General features: G+C 66.4%; 15 protein-coding genes. 10 read left to right on the top strand and 5 right to left on the bottom strand.

What is annotated here, in order from left to right; all coding sequences use genetic code 11:
• Positions 1-72: 72 nt before the first annotated feature.
• From tsf to ACWGQ2_RS16310, 5 genes are all read left to right on the top strand, one after another.
• Complete coding sequence (gene tsf, locus ACWGQ2_RS16290; RefSeq protein ID WP_452019119.1) at positions 73-912, top strand: translation elongation factor Ts; 840 nt, start codon at positions 73-75, stop codon at positions 910-912.
• A 155-nt stretch (positions 913-1,067) separates the two neighbouring features.
• Entirely contained in the window at positions 1,068-1,799 is a 732-nt protein-coding gene (pyrH, locus tag ACWGQ2_RS16295) for a UMP kinase (protein ID WP_452019121.1), read from the top strand.
• Between the two features lie 168 nt (positions 1,800-1,967).
• The gene (gene frr, locus ACWGQ2_RS16300) at positions 1,968-2,525 is read left to right on the top strand and encodes a ribosome recycling factor (RefSeq protein ID WP_055240405.1); all 558 of its coding nucleotides are present in this window, start codon (positions 1,968-1,970) and stop codon (positions 2,523-2,525) included.
• A gap of 77 nt (positions 2,526-2,602) precedes the next feature.
• Positions 2,603-3,481, top strand: a complete 879-nt coding sequence (locus ACWGQ2_RS16305) for a phosphatidate cytidylyltransferase (protein ID WP_452019379.1) — start codon at positions 2,603-2,605, stop codon at positions 3,479-3,481.
• Positions 3,482-3,591: 110 nt separating this feature from the next.
• The gene (locus tag ACWGQ2_RS16310; RefSeq protein WP_418910654.1) at positions 3,592-4,170 is read left to right on the top strand and encodes a DivIVA domain-containing protein; all 579 of its coding nucleotides are present in this window, start codon (positions 3,592-3,594) and stop codon (positions 4,168-4,170) included.
• A 90-nt stretch (positions 4,171-4,260) separates the two neighbouring features.
• On the opposite strand, the gene ACWGQ2_RS16315 is transcribed toward ACWGQ2_RS16310, so the two are convergent.
• From ACWGQ2_RS16315 to ACWGQ2_RS16330, 4 genes are read right to left on the bottom strand one after another with little or no spacing between them, the layout of a single operon-like run.
• Positions 4,261-5,748, bottom strand: coding sequence for a sodium/solute symporter (locus ACWGQ2_RS16315; protein WP_452019124.1), 1,488 nt, complete (start codon positions 5,746-5,748; stop codon positions 4,261-4,263).
• 7 nt (positions 5,749-5,755) lie between these two features.
• Complete coding sequence (locus ACWGQ2_RS16320) at positions 5,756-6,130, bottom strand: hypothetical protein (protein WP_452019126.1); 375 nt, start codon at positions 6,128-6,130, stop codon at positions 5,756-5,758.
• On the bottom strand, positions 6,127-6,858 hold the full coding sequence (locus tag ACWGQ2_RS16325) for a LytR/AlgR family response regulator transcription factor (protein WP_452019381.1): 732 nt from the start codon (positions 6,856-6,858) through the stop codon (positions 6,127-6,129). Before ACWGQ2_RS16325 ends, ACWGQ2_RS16320 begins: the two co-directional genes overlap by 4 nt.
• A gap of 37 nt (positions 6,859-6,895) precedes the next feature.
• Positions 6,896-8,092 (bottom strand): sensor histidine kinase, encoded by a 1,197-nt coding sequence (locus ACWGQ2_RS16330; protein WP_452019127.1) that lies wholly within the window; start codon positions 8,090-8,092, stop codon positions 6,896-6,898.
• A 225-nt stretch (positions 8,093-8,317) separates the two neighbouring features.
• Here ACWGQ2_RS16330 and ACWGQ2_RS16335 point away from each other — a divergent pair, with 225 nt between their 5' ends.
• On the top strand, positions 8,318-8,689 hold the full coding sequence (locus ACWGQ2_RS16335) for a DUF485 domain-containing protein (RefSeq protein WP_422400424.1): 372 nt from the start codon (positions 8,318-8,320) through the stop codon (positions 8,687-8,689).
• On the top strand, positions 8,686-10,308 hold the full coding sequence (locus tag ACWGQ2_RS16340) for a solute symporter family protein (protein ID WP_452019129.1): 1,623 nt from the start codon (positions 8,686-8,688) through the stop codon (positions 10,306-10,308). The genes ACWGQ2_RS16335 and ACWGQ2_RS16340 overlap by 4 nt, the downstream gene beginning before the upstream one ends.
• 626 nt (positions 10,309-10,934) lie before the next feature.
• Here ACWGQ2_RS16340 and ACWGQ2_RS16345 read toward each other — a convergent pair.
• Positions 10,935-11,417 (bottom strand): Lrp/AsnC family transcriptional regulator, encoded by a 483-nt coding sequence (locus tag ACWGQ2_RS16345; protein WP_452019131.1) that lies wholly within the window; start codon positions 11,415-11,417, stop codon positions 10,935-10,937.
• 168 nt (positions 11,418-11,585) lie between these two features.
• Between ACWGQ2_RS16345 and pdhA the strand changes: the two genes are divergently transcribed.
• The 3 genes from pdhA to ACWGQ2_RS16360 are packed head-to-tail and all read left to right on the top strand — an operon-like array spanning position 11,586 to position 15,159.
• Positions 11,586-12,737: a pyruvate dehydrogenase (acetyl-transferring) E1 component subunit alpha gene (gene pdhA, locus ACWGQ2_RS16350; RefSeq protein ID WP_452019133.1), complete on the top strand. Its 1,152-nt coding sequence runs from the start codon at positions 11,586-11,588 to the stop codon at positions 12,735-12,737.
• A complete protein-coding gene (locus tag ACWGQ2_RS16355) occupies positions 12,734-13,756 on the top strand; it encodes an alpha-ketoacid dehydrogenase subunit beta (RefSeq protein WP_452019135.1) in 1,023 nt (340 codons plus the stop codon). Before pdhA ends, ACWGQ2_RS16355 begins: the two co-directional genes overlap by 4 nt.
• A complete protein-coding gene (locus tag ACWGQ2_RS16360; protein ID WP_452019137.1) occupies positions 13,753-15,159 on the top strand; it encodes a dihydrolipoamide acetyltransferase family protein in 1,407 nt (468 codons plus the stop codon). The genes ACWGQ2_RS16355 and ACWGQ2_RS16360 overlap by 4 nt, the downstream gene beginning before the upstream one ends.
• The last annotated feature ends 14 nt before the right edge of the window (positions 15,160-15,173 follow it).

Genomic DNA, 15,173 nt, shown 5'->3' on the forward strand with positions numbered 1-15,173 from the left:
GGGCCGGGAACCCGGCCCGCCGCATAGGCGGAACTGCACCAATACTTTTATTACGGGAGGACTGGAGTCCAAATGGCGAACTACACCGCTGCTGATATCAAGGCTCTGCGCGAGCGCACCGGCGCCGGCATGATGGATGTGAAGAAAGCTCTGGACGAGGCCAACGGCGACGCCGACAAGGCCATGGAGCTCATCCGCATCAAGGGCCTGAAGGGCGCCACCAAGCGCGAAGGCCGTTCCACCGCCGAAGGCCTGGTTGCTGCCAAGGTCATCGACGGCACCGTCGGCGTGATGATCGAACTGAACTGCGAGACTGACTTCGTTGCCAAGTCCGCCAAGTTCATCGAACTCGCAGACCGCGTTCTGGCCGCAGCTGTGGAGTCCGGCGCCGCTGACGCCGAAACCCTCCTGGCTTACAACGTCGACGGCAAGCCGCTGTCCGAGGTTGTTGTTGAAGAAGGCGCAATCCTGGGCGAGAAGGTTGTTGTCCGCCGCGTGGCACGCGTCGAAGGCAAGACCGTCGATGCCTACCTGCACAAGACCTCCAAGGATCTGCCGGCACAGGTCGGCGTCCTGTTCGCTGTTGACGGCGAAGGTGACGCAGCTTTCACCGCAGCCCACGACGTCGCGGTCCACACCGCTGCTTACGCTCCCACCTACCTGACCCGCGACGAAGTTCCCGCGGACATCGTAGAGAACGAGCGCCGCATCGCTGACGAGACCGCACGCGCCGAAGGCAAGCCGGAAGCTGCACTGCCGAAGATCGTCGAAGGCCGCCTGACCGGCTTCTTCAAGGAGATCGTGCTGCTCGACCAGCCGTTCGCCAAGGACGCCAAGAAGACCGTCGCCACCGTTCTGGACGAAGCCGGCGCCAAGCCGACCGCCTTCGCCCGTTTCCGCGTCGGAGCCTAAGGCACCGAAACGGCGCGCACGCACAGCGGACGCGAAATGATGGCATAGAGGGGGTGGCCACCGAAAGGTGGCCACCCCTTTTGCCTGTCCAAATCCCCTTATTACCCTTGAATTAGCTGACAAGTTCACGCACCAGCACTGCCCCGGGAGGCATCATGGACCACGCCCTGACAGAAACCGACACTCCGCGCCGCCGCGTGCTGCTCAAGCTTTCCGGCGAGGTGTTCGGCGGCGGGAAACTGGGCGTCGATCCGGAGACTGTCCGTTCCGTAGCAAAGCAGATCGCCGCAACCGTCGGAGAAGTTGAAACCGCTATCGTGGTGGGCGGCGGCAATTTCTTCCGCGGAGCAGAGCTTTCCCAGAGCGGCATGGACCGTTCCCGCGCAGACTACATGGGCATGCTTGGCACGGTGATGAACTGCCTCGCTCTCCAGGACTTCCTGGAGCAGGCAGGCGTGGAAACCCGCGTGCAGAGCGCCATCACCATGGGCCAGGTTGCCGAGGCCTACATCCCGCGGCGGGCCATCCGCCACCTCGAAAAGGGCCGGGTTGTCATCTTTGGCGCCGGCGCCGGGCTGCCGTACTTCTCTACGGACACCGTGGCCGCACAGCGAGCCCTGGAAGTACACGCTGACGAAGTGCTGATGGCCAAGTCCGGCGTGGACGGCGTCTACACTGCGGACCCGAACAAGGACCCCAACGCACAGCGGCTGGAAACCCTGACCTACGACGACGCCCTCCGCCAGGACATCCGGGTCATGGACCAGACTGCCATGACCATGTGCAAGGACAACGACCTCTCCATGGTGGTCTTCGGCATGGAAGGCGAAGGCAACGTCACCCGCGCCATCCGCGGCGAGAAGATCGGTACCGTCGTCTCTAACTAGAGATTCCTTCCGGTGCGGCTTCCGTACCGGCACCCGCGCCGGCATCGCCGCAGGTGCCGGCCCGGGAGCCGCGCGGGTTAGGATGGTAGAAGAGCCCAATTACGCCCCAATTAAGCCACTGCACGGGAGGATTCCGGCACTGGCATTTCCCTGCAATGAGGAGACACCGTGATCGAAGAGACCTTGAAAGAGGCAGCCGACAAGATGGACAAGGCTGTGGAGGTTGCCAAGGAGGACTTCTCGACCATCCGCACCGGCCGCGCCAACCCCGCACTCTTCTCCAGAGTCCTGGTGGACTACTACGGTTCCCCGACGCAGCTGCAGCAGCTGGCCTCCTTCGCGACCCCGGATGCCCGCACCCTGCTGATCACTCCGTACGACGTAACCGCGCTGCGCGCCATTGAGCGCGCCCTGAGCGACTCCGAAGTGGGAGCCAACCCGTCCAACGACGGCAAGGTCATCCGCGTGATCATGCCGGAACTGACCCAGGACCGCCGCAAGGAGTACGTGAAGATCGTGCGCGGCAAGGGCGAAGACGCCAAGGTCTCCGTGCGCAACATCCGACGCAAGGCCAAGGACGCCCTGGACCGCCTGGTCAAGGACGGGGAGATCGGCGAGGACGACGGCAACCGGGCCGAAAAGGACCTGGACGCACTGACCAAGGCTCACACCGACTCCATCGATGAGCTGCTTAAGCGCAAGGAAGCCGAGCTGCTCGAGGTCTGATGAACCAATCCCAGCCTTCCACCCAGGCTGGCGGTACCCCGTCTCCTGAGGCAGACCCGGCAGCGAAGGGCACGGACATGAGCGTTCCCGACGGCCGCAGGGCCCGCAGCGCGGCTGCCCGCACCCGCAAACCACGCAAGCCCTCCAAAGCAGGACGGAACCTGCCCGCGGCCATCGCCGTCGGCGTCGTCCTGCTTGGAGCGCTGCTGGTTGGCCTGCTGTTCTCCCCGGTGGCGATCGCAGTGATCGCCGCCGGTTTCTCCGCCGTCGGCGTGTGGGAGGTTTCCCGTGCGCTGGAGGTGCGCGGTATCAAGGTTCCGCACGTGCCGGTGCTGGTGGGAGCGGTGGCTGTACCGCTGGCTGCCTACTTTGGCGGCACCGAGGCGCTGGCTATGGCCCTTGCCGGAACCGGCATAGCAATCCTGCTCTGGCGCACCATCGACACGGCACAGGACGCGCTGCGCAGCATCCTTGCCGGGGTGTTTGTGGTCCTGTGGATCCCGTTCCTGCTCAGCTTCGCGCTGCTGCTGCTCCGTGAACCCGAGGGGCAGACCCGCGTCGCCGTCCTGCTGCTGCTGGTGGTCTCCAACGACACGTTCGGCTACCTGGTGGGTGCCATCTTCGGCAAACATCCGATGGCGCCGAAGATCAGCCCCAAGAAATCCTGGGAAGGCTTCGGCGGATCCGCTGCGGGGGCCACCGTGGTGGGTATCCTCTCATCAGTGTTCTTCCTGGACCAGCCGTGGTGGTTCGGCCTGGTGCTGGCCGTGGCCACCGTTGCCGCTGCAACGGCCGGGGACTTCTCCGAGTCCATGATCAAGCGAGAGCTCGGCGTGAAGGACATGTCCAACCTGCTTCCCGGCCACGGAGGCGCCATGGACCGCCTGGACTCGGTGGTCTTCGCCTCGCCCGTGGTGTTCCTGCTGTCCGTGCTGCTGGTTCCGGGCGCAATGTAGCGTTCCCCGGGGAGTCCTGCCGGGTCCCGGGCCGGCCAACACGTAAGATATTTTCGACGGTCCCGCATCCCGTGGCGGAAGAAGACTTGACACCAAAGGATTAGCTGAACATGAACGATGCGCGGCAGGCCAGTGCCCCCTTTGAGCGTGTGAGCCGCAGGGAGTACGGCTACAACGTCCGCCAGGTCGACGACTTCCTGACCAAGGCCCGGAACTATTACAACTCAGAGACACCGGGAGCAAAGGTCATCACCAGCCGCCACGTCCGTTCCATGGCATTCGATCCGGCCAAGGGAGGCTACGAGGCCCAGGCCGTGGACGCCGCCCTGGACCGGCTGGAGGATGTCTTCGCCCAGCGTGAGCGCGACCGCCTGATCCAGGAGAAAGGCGAAGAAGCCTGGCTGCTGCAGATCGGCCGCACCTCCGCCGTGCTGCGCGCCCGCCTGCACCGCAAACCGGGGGAGCGGTTCCGCCGCCCCACGAAGAAGCGCGCGCACAGCTACAACGTGCGGGACGTAGACGCGCTCTGCAACGAACTGCTGGGCTACTTTGAGCACGACCGGCCGCTGAGCGTCGACGTCGTCCGCCGAGCCGTGTTCCGCGAAGCCAAGGGCGACGCCGGGTACGAGGAAACGCAGGTTGACGCGTTCCTGGACCGCGTCGTCGAACTGATGGCTGCGATCGACTAACACCGTCCCAAACCTTCGAGAGGCCAGTTACGGCTCGTATCAGCACTGAAACGAGCCGTAACTGGCCTCTCGGCGTGTTGGCGAAAGGGATCAGGGGCGGAGGATGCGCTCGGGGGTGTGCAGGCGGGCCAGGAATCTGCCGGTGCCGGCCGGAATCCCCCCGGGACCGCGCAGCGATACCAGGACCGTGACGGCGAACGCCGCAGGAACGGTCCACGCCGCAGGCTGCTCCAGCCAGACCGGCACAGCGGTCCCGCCGACGGAGATCACACCGCCGGCGATGATTGCCCCGCCGCACAGCACCGCACCGGTGAGCATCCCCGACACCGCACCTGCAGCAGTCAGGCGGCGCCACCAGATTCCCATCAGCAGCAGCGGGCACAGGGTGGAGGCCGTAAACGCGAAGACCATGCCCACGCTGCCGGCCAGCGCCTGCGTGTTCGTCAGCAGCGCCAGGCCCAGCGGTACGGCGCCGGCCAGCAGCGTTGCCATGCGGAAGCCGCGGATGCTGCCGCGGAAGAACTCCTGGCTGATCACCCCTGCCAGGGATACGATCAGCCCGCTGGACGTGGACAGGAACGCGGCGAAGGCCCCGGCGGTGACAAACGCCGCCAGCAGGTCGCCGAGCGCTCCGTCGAACACCTGCGCCGGCAGCAGCAGTACCGTCGCATCGGCATTGCCCTGCTCCGCCAGCTCCGGCAGATACGTGCGGCCCAGGATGCCGTAGAGCGTCGGGAAAACGTAGAAGATGGACAGCAGCCCCAGCACGATCAGGGTGGTGCGCCGCGCGGAAACCCCGTCCGGGTTGGTGTAAAAGCGCACCAGCACGTGCGGCAGGCCTAGGGTGCCGCACAGCAGTGCGATGCTCAGCGAGACGTTGCGGTACACCGAATCCGCCACCGCGGCGTCGGACCCAAAATCGAAGGCCGCCCCGCCGTTGGTCCAGGACACGCCGTCCGCTCCCAGCCGGAAGAGGATAAAGAGCACCGGCACTGCCAGCGCCACGAGCTTGAGCCAGTACTGGAACGCCTGCACGAAGGTAATGGAGCGCATCCCGCCGCTGAGCACACTCAGGCAGACAATGACGACGACGGCGGCAGATCCTGCCCAGCCCGGCAGTCCGGTGGTCAGGCCCACGGTCAGGGCCGCGCCGTGCAGCTGGGGCACGATGTACAGCCAGCCGACGGCCACCACCAGCAGGCTGGTCACCCTGCGTGCCGGGAGCGAGTCGAGCCGGGCACGGGCGAAGTCCGGAACCGTGTAGGCCCCGGACCGGCGCAGCGGAGCGGCGACGAACAGCAGCAGCATCAGGTAGCCGGCCGTGTAGCCGATCGGAAACCACAGGGCGTCCGCCCCGGAAACAAGCACCAGCCCGGCAACGCCCAGGAAACTGGCGGCGGAGAGGTATTCACCGCCAATAGCCGAGGCGTTCCACCACGGCTTGACCGTGCGCGAGGCGACGTAGAAATCCCCGGTGGTGCGGGATATCCGCAGCCCGTACGCGCCGATGAGCAGGGTTGCTGCGGTGACGGCCGCCAGTGCGGCATAGCCCACGCCGGGGCTGACCTCCCAGTTCACTTACCTGCTACCCCTCATCCAGCAGGTCCTGGAAGCGTTTCTCGTTCCGGTTGGCGCTGCGCACATAGAGCGCTCCGCTGATGATCACCAGCGGGTACACGCCAAAACCCAGCAGAACCCACGGGACCGGAATCCCGAACAGCTCCAGGGCACCGATCTGCGGGTAGGCAGCCAGCAGCAGCGGCACGCCCAGCAGGATCAGGCCAAACCCGCCTGCCACCACCAGGGCCAGGCGCAGCTGGGAACGGATCAGCGAGGAGAGGAACACCTCGCCCACCTCAGACTGCTCGTCCAGCTCCCGGGCCACCGGAAATGCGGGCGGTACGGCACCGGGACGCGGGGGAGCGGTAACCCGGACACGCTGCGGACGGTTCTCGTTCATGCCGAGGGCCGGACCCGTCCGGAGGCGAGGGTGCTGCGTACGGTCGGCAGGTGCCGGCGGCTGACCGGCAGCTCGTCGGCACCGATCCGGATGCTGGCCCGTCCGGCGCTCAGGCGCACCTGGGTGATCTGGCCCCGCGCAACAAGGTAGGAACGGTGAATCCGCAGGAACCCCGCGTCAGCCCACTGTGCTTCCAGCTCCGCCAGCGGAATCCGGACCAGGTAGCTGGTCTCGGCGGTGTGCAGGCGGGCGTAGTCGCCCTGCGCCTGCACGTAGCGGATGTCCTCCCTGCGGATCATCCGGGTTGTGGCGCCCTGGACCACGGTGACGACGTCGCCCTCCTCGGCACTGTCCGTCCCGGCGGCGGCCAGGGCATCGCTGATCCGGCGCACCGATTCGGTGAGCCGTTCCTGCCGCACGGGTTTGAGCAGGTAGTCCAGGGCGGCCAGTTCAAAGGCGGCCAGGGCGTGGTCTTCGTCAGCAGTGACAAAAACGACGGCGGGCGGGCGCTCCTTGCGCGCCAGCGCGCGGGCTATGTCCAGGCCGGAAAGAGCCGGCATATGAATGTCCAGGAAAACGGCGTCGACGTCCGAATTCTCAATGGCGTGCAGCGCCTGGGCACCGCTTGAGGCGCGCAGTACGGTACCGATGCGGGAGTCCCGGCCCAGCAGGAAGGCCAGCTCTTCGACGGCCGGAGCTTCGTCGTCGGCCACCACCACGGTCAGCAGCTTTGCGGATTTCGGCATGGAAGACAGACTACTTCCTTCACGTCTGGTGGCCCGGCTGCGACTTGGGGATCCGCATGGTGATCAGCATGCCGGCACCCTCCGCAGTGTCGATGACCAGACCGTGGGCGTCGCCGTAAACCTGGCGCAGCCGCAGGTCCACGTTGCGCAGCCCCACATGGTCGCCGTCGGCATGCCCGGCGAGCAGATCCTGGAGTTTCTGCGGGTCCATGCCCACCCCGTTGTCCTCCACCGTGATTTCCGCCAGGGCACCGGCGTCGCGCGCGGAAATGGTGATGTGGCCTTCGCCGTCGTTTGAATCCAGGCCGTGCCGCACCGAGTTCTCCACCAGCGGCTGCAGGGACAGGAACGGGATCACGGTGCCGAGGACCTCCGGGCTGATCTGCAGACTGACCTTCAGCCGTTCGCCAAAGCGCGCCCGCTCCAGGAGCAGATAGCGGTCAATTGACTGCAGCTCCTCCGCCAGCGTGGTGAAGTCCCCGTGCCGGCGGAAGGAGTACCGGGTGAAGTCAGCGAACTCCACCACCAGCTCCCGGGCCCGCTGCGGATCGGTGTTGATGTAGGAGGCAATCGCGTTCAGCGAGTTGTAGATGAAGTGCGGGCTGATCTGCGCCCGGAGCGCCTTCACCTCAGCTTCCATCAGCAGCGCCCGGGAGGTGTCCAGCTCCGCCAGTTCCACCTGGGCAGCAACCCAGTCGGCGACGTCGTTGGTGGCCCGGATCAGCCCGGCGCTGATCGAAGGCGCAAAAACGCCCAGCGTGCCCGCGGCCTGGGAATTGACCCGCAGCGGGCAGATGAGCAGTTCCCCGCCATCCTGCAGGCCCAGTGCGCGCAGCGCCGGACCGCGGAAGACCTTGGTCCGGCCGCTCTCCAGGACGCCCCGGGCTGCCAGCAGGATCCGTTCCCGCCGTGCCGGTGTGTCAGCCAGGCTTCCCTCCCATGCCAGCACTGCCGCAGTGTCCGTCATCAGCAGCGTTTCGCAGCGCAGCAGCCCCCGCAGATGCCGGCTGGCGCGGGAAGCTCCCGCCGGAGTCAGCCCGGACCGCAGGTGACGCGAGGCCAGCGAGGCGGTGTGCAGCGTGGCATACGCCGCGCGTTCGGCGTCGGAACCCAGATCGCGCTGGGAGCGGCTGAGCCGGTAGCCCAAAGCAGCCACTGCTGCGAGCGTCAAAACAGCAACGGCGCAGACCAGAGCGACTTCGACGGCAGCGGGCATGGAACCCAGAGTACCGACTTGGCGGACCGTCCGAAGGCACCAAACGTGCCGTTTGGCGCACGGATTGCCCCGTTCACCGACGCAGGGGCGGGATAAGTGGCACCAGATGCGTCCGCATTGGAAAAGTGATCCCCATCACAGCCGGCGTGCTGGCGGCCCGGGTTCCCGATGGACCTGCGGTTTTTATGCCGTACCGCCGCACGTGCCCCTACCCAAGGAGGAGAGATGGCTGAACACCAGCCACAATCACACCCCGAAAGCGAGGCGCCGGTCGACTTCCGGGAAGTCCAGCGGTCCCCGCAGTTCCAGGAGCTGCGCAAACGCCAGCGCAGCTTCATCTTTCCCATGGCCGTGGTCTTCCTCGTCTGGTACTTCGCCTACGTGCTGCTCGCTGACTACGCTCACGACTTCATGTCCACTCCGGTCATTGGCAACATCAACATCGGTCTGATCCTGGGCCTGCTGCAGTTCGTCAGCACCTTCGGCATCACCATGTGGTACGTCAGCTACGCCAACCGGCGCCTCGATCCGATCGCCTCTGAACTGCGCGGCGAGCTGGAGGCCAAAGGCGTGTCCCTTCCCGAGGAGACCAAATGAACACCCTCTACGTCCCCGCCGCCGTCACCGCCGACGCCGTCCGGGAAACCGGCTGGCTGAACATGCTGATCTTCGGCCTGTTCGTTGCCGTCACCCTTGTGGTGGTGCTGCGCGCCAGCCGCAACAACAAGACAGCCGCCGACTATTACGCCGCCGGACGTTCCTTCACCGGTCCGCAGAACGGCACCGCCATTGCCGGCGACTACCTGTCCGCTGCTTCCTTCCTCGGCATCGTCGGCGCCATCGCCATCAACGGTTATGACGGCTTCCTGTACTCCATCGGCTTCCTGGTGGCCTGGCTCGTGGCACTGCTGCTCGTAGCCGAAATGCTGCGCAACACCGGCAAGTTCACCATGGCCGATGTGCTTTCCTTCCGGCTTAAGCAGCGTCCGGTCCGCATCGCCGCGGCCACCACCACGCTGGCTGTCTGTTTCTTCTACCTGCTGGCCCAGATGGCCGGTGCCGGCGGACTCGTGTCCCTGCTGATGGGCATCGACTCCAAGATCGGCCAGTCCCTGGTCATCACCGTCGTCGGCGGCCTCATGATCATCTACGTACTGGTCGGCGGCATGAAGGGCACCACCTGGGTTCAGATCATCAAGGCCTGCCTGCTGATCGCCGGTGCCGGTGTCATGACCGTGTGGGTCCTGGCAATCAACGGCTTCAACCTCTCCGAGCTGCTTGGCTCCGCCGTCGAGATGTCCGGCAACGCCGCGATCCTCGATCCGGGACTGCAGTACGGCAAGTCTGAAACCTCCAAGCTGGACTTCGTCTCCCTGGGCCTGGCCCTGGTGCTTGGCACTGCAGCCCTGCCGCACGTGCTGATGCGCTTCTACACGGTTCCCACCGCCAAGGAAGCCCGCCGCTCCGTGGTCTGGGCCATCTGGCTGATCGGCCTGTTCTACCTGTTCACCCTGGTCCTCGGCTACGGCGCCGCGGCCCTGATCGAACGGGAGACCATCATCGGGGCACCGGGTGGCGTGAACTCCGCTGCTCCGCTGCTGGCCTTCGCCCTGGGCGGTCCGGTGCTGCTGGGCCTGATTGCCGCCGTCGCGTTCGCCACCATCCTGGCGGTTGTGGCCGGCCTGACGATCACGGCAGCTGCGTCCTTCGCCCACGACATCTACGCCAACGTTGTCCGCAAGGGCAAGGTGGACGCCGACGGCGAGGTGAAGGTTGCCCGCCGGACCGTGCTGGTGATTGGTGTGGTCTCGATCCTCGGCGGCATCGGTGCACAGGGCCAGAATGTGGCCTTCCTGGTGGCCCTGGCGTTCGCCGTCGCGGCCAGCGCCAACCTGCCCACGATCATCTACTCGCTGTACTGGCGGCGCTTCAACACCCGCGGCGCCATCTGGAGCATGTACGGCGGCCTGGGCTCGGCCATCGTGCTGATCATCTTCTCGCCGGTTGTTTCCGGTGCTGAAACTTCGATGATCGCCGGAGCCGACTTCGCGCTCTTCCCGCTGAATAACCCGGGACTGGTCTCGATCCCGCTGGCGTTCTTCCTGGGTTTCCTGGGAACGGTCACCAGCAAGGACAACGAGTCCCCGGAGAAGCAGGCAGAGATGGAAGTCCGCTCGCTCACCGGCGTCGGAGCAGAAAAGGCCGTGGACCACTAGGTCCACAGCACTGCCGAAGGGCGTCTCCCCGTCACGGGGAGGCGCCCTTTTCCGTGTCTGGCGGGTTTGGGGGATCGGGATGGGGGCTTCCGGGGCAGCGGGCTGATGAGGCGGGGCGAAAGGGATCTGGCTGGGTGGCGCGTGAAGCCCCGTTCAGGGGACCCATCGGCGCATGACCGGGACGCGGGCGGCGCGGGGTGGGAGCACAGGCATCCTGTGCTGAGTTGGAATCCTGTGTCGTGGTAACGCTGTTTAGCGGCCCGTTCGGCGTCCTGTGTAGCGATAACGCAGTTCTGATCGATTCAGAGGGCCGATAATGCGACACAAGTTGGAAGGGCGCAGGCTGAAGGGACGGTACTGCGACACAGGATGACGCCGCCAGCGATCAAGGGCTGGCCTGGGATCTCTCGGTGAGGTGACGTTGCTTATGGGCCGCGCCTGGAATCCTTTGGTGAGAAGCCGCTGTTTCGGGCGCTGGAAAGGGACGTTATCTCCCCACACGATGACGGGAATCGGCGCTAAGGGACGTTATCTCCCCACTGGATGCTGACGGGAAGCTGCAACCGGGGGCACCCGCCGGGCACGCCGGCACGAGGTCTGGTCTCAACCTCGAGGCGCCTTCCCCACTACGGCGCCAGCGAACCGGCAACTCCCTGGTCCAGCAGGGGAGTGACCCGGTAGGGGATCAGCTCGCCCATCGCCAGGGTGGTGTCAGAGCGTTCGACGCCGGGCACGGCGAGGATGGCCTTGTTGATTCGGAACAGGTCCTCGGCGTCGACCGCCACAATGCGCAGCAGCAGGTCAGCAGCGCCGGTCAATCCGTGCGCTTCGATTACCTCCGGCACGGCGGAAAGGTCTGCGGTGATCTCCGCCAGCCGCGGCTGCTGCACATGAACATGCACAAACGCCATCAGCGGATAACCCAGCGCCACCGGATTGATCCGCCGCTCAAAGGAAAGGAACGCGCCTTTCTTCTCCATCCGGGACAGCCTGGCCTGCACGGTGTTGCGCGAGATCCCCAGACGCTGCGCCAGGGCAACCACCGTCCGGCGCGGATCGGTGGCCATGGCCCGCAGAACGCGGAAGTCGGTGCTGTCCAGAATCTGCATAGTGCGCAACGCTAGCACGGCTCCACACGCCGATGCAGGGCAGGATGCCCAATCGGATCGGGTGCAGTTGTGCCGCATGCTCGGTGTGAGTAGGGTCACATCTATCTGGGCAAAGGCGCCCGGCATCAGGTTCGGACCCCACCACCCCCGGGGCCCCAACACGGAAGGATGCGTATCAAAGTGTCCCTGCATATCCCGGTAAACCATCCCGAAAACACCGGGACGGAACCCACCGACCCGTACGTCCAGCTCATCCGCCCCGACGGGGCCCGCGTCGACGACGCGTTCTACGGCCGCTGGGTCCAGGACGTCGACGCCGATTCCCTGCGCGGCCTGTACCGGGACATGGTCCTGGTCCGGCGCATTGACACCGAGGCCACCTCGCTCCAGCGCCAGGGCGAACTGGGGCTCTGGCCCCCGCTTCTTGGCCAGGAAGCAGCCCAGATCGGCTCGGCCCGCGCACTGCGTCCGTCCGACTTTGTCTTCAGCAGCTACCGCGAGAACGCAGTGGCATGGTGCCGTGGTGTCGGGTTCGCCGACCTGATGCGCGTCTGGCGCGGCAATGCGGCAGGCGGCTGGGATCCCTATTCGGTGAACATGGCACCTACCCAGGTGATCATCGGCGCGCAGGCGCTGCACGCGGCCGGGTACGCCATGGGAATTGTCCAGGACGGTGCGGACGACGCCGCGATCAGCTACTTCGGAGACGGCGCCACCAGTCAGGGCGACGTCAATGAGGCCATGGTCTTCGCCGCGAGCTTCCAGGCTCCGGTCATCTTCTTCTGCCAGAACAACCAGTGGGCCATCTCCGAGCCGGTGGGGCTGCAGGCCTCCATACCGGTGGCCAACCGGGCACCCGGCTTTGGCATCCCCTCCATCCGGGTAGACGGCAACGACGTGCTGGCTGTACTGGCCGCCACCCGGGAAGCCCTGGACCGTGCCCGCACCGGCGGCGGCCCCACCTTTATTGAAGCCGTCACCTACCGGATGGGCCCGCATACCACCGCCGATGACCCCACCCGCTACCGGGACCCCGCTGAGCTTGAGGACTGGCGCCGCCGGGACCCGATCAGCCGGCTCGGTGCGCTCCTGCAGAACGAGGGGGAAGCTGATGACGCTTTCCTTGCGTCCGTGGAGGCCGACGCCGATACCCTCGCCGCCGCGCTCCGCGAAGCCTGCCTGACCCTTCCGGACCCCGGCCCGGAAGACGTCTTTGCGCACGTCTACTCGGAACCGAACAGCTGGCTGGACCGGCAGCAGGAGCAGTACACGGCTTACCTGGCCATGATGGACGGGCCCGCGGAAGGAACCACCCGATGAGCAGCATGACTTTCGGCCGCGCGATCACGGCCGGACTGAACGACGCACTGGCCCAGGACCCCAAGGTAGTGCTGATGGGAGAGGACATCGGCAAGCTCGGCGGAGTCTTCCGGATCACCGACGGGCTGCAGGCCGAGTTCGGACCCAAACGGGTGATGGACACCCCGCTGGCCGAATCCGGCATTGTGGGCACCGCCGTCGGCCTGGCCTACCGCGGCTACCGGCCGGTGGTGGAGATCCAGTTCGACGGCTTTATCTACCCCGCCTTCGACCAGATTGTGTCCCAGGTTGCCAAGATGCACTACCGCACCCGCGGAGCGGTGAAACTGCCGCTGACCATCCGGGTGCCGTTCGGCGGTGGAATCGGTTCACCGGAACACCACTCCGAATCCCCGGAAGCGTACTTCACACACACCTCCGGCCTGCGGGTGGTCAGCGTGTCCAATCCCCAGGACGCGTACACCATGATCCGCCAGGCCATTGCCTGCGATGATCCGGTGCTCTACTTCGAACCAAAGCGGCGCTACCACACCAAGGATGAGGTCCAGCGGACCCTCGACGGCGCCCTGCCGATGGGTGCGGCCCGCGTGGCAGCTGCCGGAACCGACGTCACCCTGGTGGCTTACGGACCCCTGGTGATGACTGCCCTGGACGCAGCCACCGCGGCAGGGGACGAAGGCATCTCCGTGGAAGTGATCGACCTGCGCTCGCTGGCACCGGTGGATTACGCAGTGATCGAAGCCTCGGTGCGCAAGACCGGCCGGCTGGTCGTCACGCACGAGGCAGCACAGTCCGGCGGGCTCGGCGCGGAAATCGCCGCCAGCATCACCGAACGCTGCTTCGACTACCTGGAGCACGCACCGGTGCGTGTGACCGGCTTCGACATCCCATACCCGCCCGCCCGGCTGGAGAAGCACCACCTGCCGGACCTGGACCGGATCCTGGACGGGGTGGACCGGGCCATGCGCCGGCCCAACTCCCTGGAGCAGGCCGCTGTGCTGGAAGGGGCGGGCCGATGATCCGCGAATTCCGGCTCCCGGATCTGGGCGAGGGACTCACCGAATCCGAAATCCTGTCCTGGCGGGTCACCGAAGGACAGGCAGTGACGCTGAACCAGGTCATTGCCGACGTCGAAACTGCCAAGGCCGTTGTTGAGCTGCCCTCGCCGTTCGAAGGTGTGGTGGCCCGGCTGCACGAGGCCGAAGGCACCGTGGTGGAAGTCGGCTCACCGATCATCAGCTTCGATGTGCCGGATGCTCCCGGTGTGCCGGCCCCCGCAGCGCCTGCTGCGGAAGCCGGGGAACAGCGCCGGCAGCCGACCCTGGTGGGATACGGTGCCGAACCCGACAAGGGCGGACGGCCGGCGCGCCGGGCGCGCCGCGGGTTCGCAGGCGCTCCGGTCTCCGCGGCAGCTGCACCGCCGGCCCCGGCGCCGGTTGCGATGGCCCCCGCACCGGACGCCCCCGCAACGGACGCCGCCGCACCGGACGCATCCATGCTGCCGGAAGCTCAGGTTCGGGAACGCCCGCGGTCCACGCCGCCGGTCCGCAAACTTGCCCGCGACCTCGGCATCGATCTGGCTACGCTGGACGGAACCGGACCGCAGGGCAGGATCGTGCGCCACGACGTGGAAGCCGCGCTGCTGCGCTCTTCCGGCGGGCCCGCCGGTGCACCGGAGAATGCCCAGCCCGTGGTGGCAGACGCACCCCACTTGGGCCAGGGCCGCGAGGAACGTATTCCGATCGCGGGAATCCGGAAGCACACCGCCGCGGCCATGGTGGCCAGCGCCTTCACGGCACCTCACGCCACGGTCTTCCTCACCGTGGACGTCACGTCCTCCATGAATCTGCTGGATAAGCTGCGCAGCCGCAAAGAGTACGACGGCGTCCGACTGACACCGCTGGTCCTGGCCGCCAAAGCGGTCTGCCTGGCGCTGCGCCGGCACCCTGAGCTGAATGCGCGCTGGGATGAAGCGGCCCGGGAGATCATCCGCTACCGCTATGTGAACCTGGGCATCGCCGCCGCCACTCCGCGGGGACTGATGGTTCCGAACATCAAGGATGCGCAGGACCTTGGCCTGCGCGAACTTGCCCTGGCCATTACCGATCTGGCTGTCACCGCCCGGGAAGGCCGCACACCTCCGGCCGCCCTGAGCGGCGGCACCGTCTCCATCTCCAACGTGGGTGTCTTCGGAGTGGATGCCGGAACCCCCATCCTCAACCCCGGTGAGGCGGCAATCCTGGCCCTGGGTGCGGTCCGCCGGCAGCCGTGGGAGCACGAAGGCGGAATCGCACTCCGCCAGGTTACGACCCTGAGCCTTTCCTTCGACCACCGGCTGGTGGACGGAGCTGAAGGCGCCGCATTCCTGCGCGATATCGGTGACGTGCTCGCCGAGCCCGCGATGGTCCTGGCGATGGACTGAGGCACCACCGCCAT

This window comes from Arthrobacter sp. NPDC055585, from assembly GCF_053619115.1.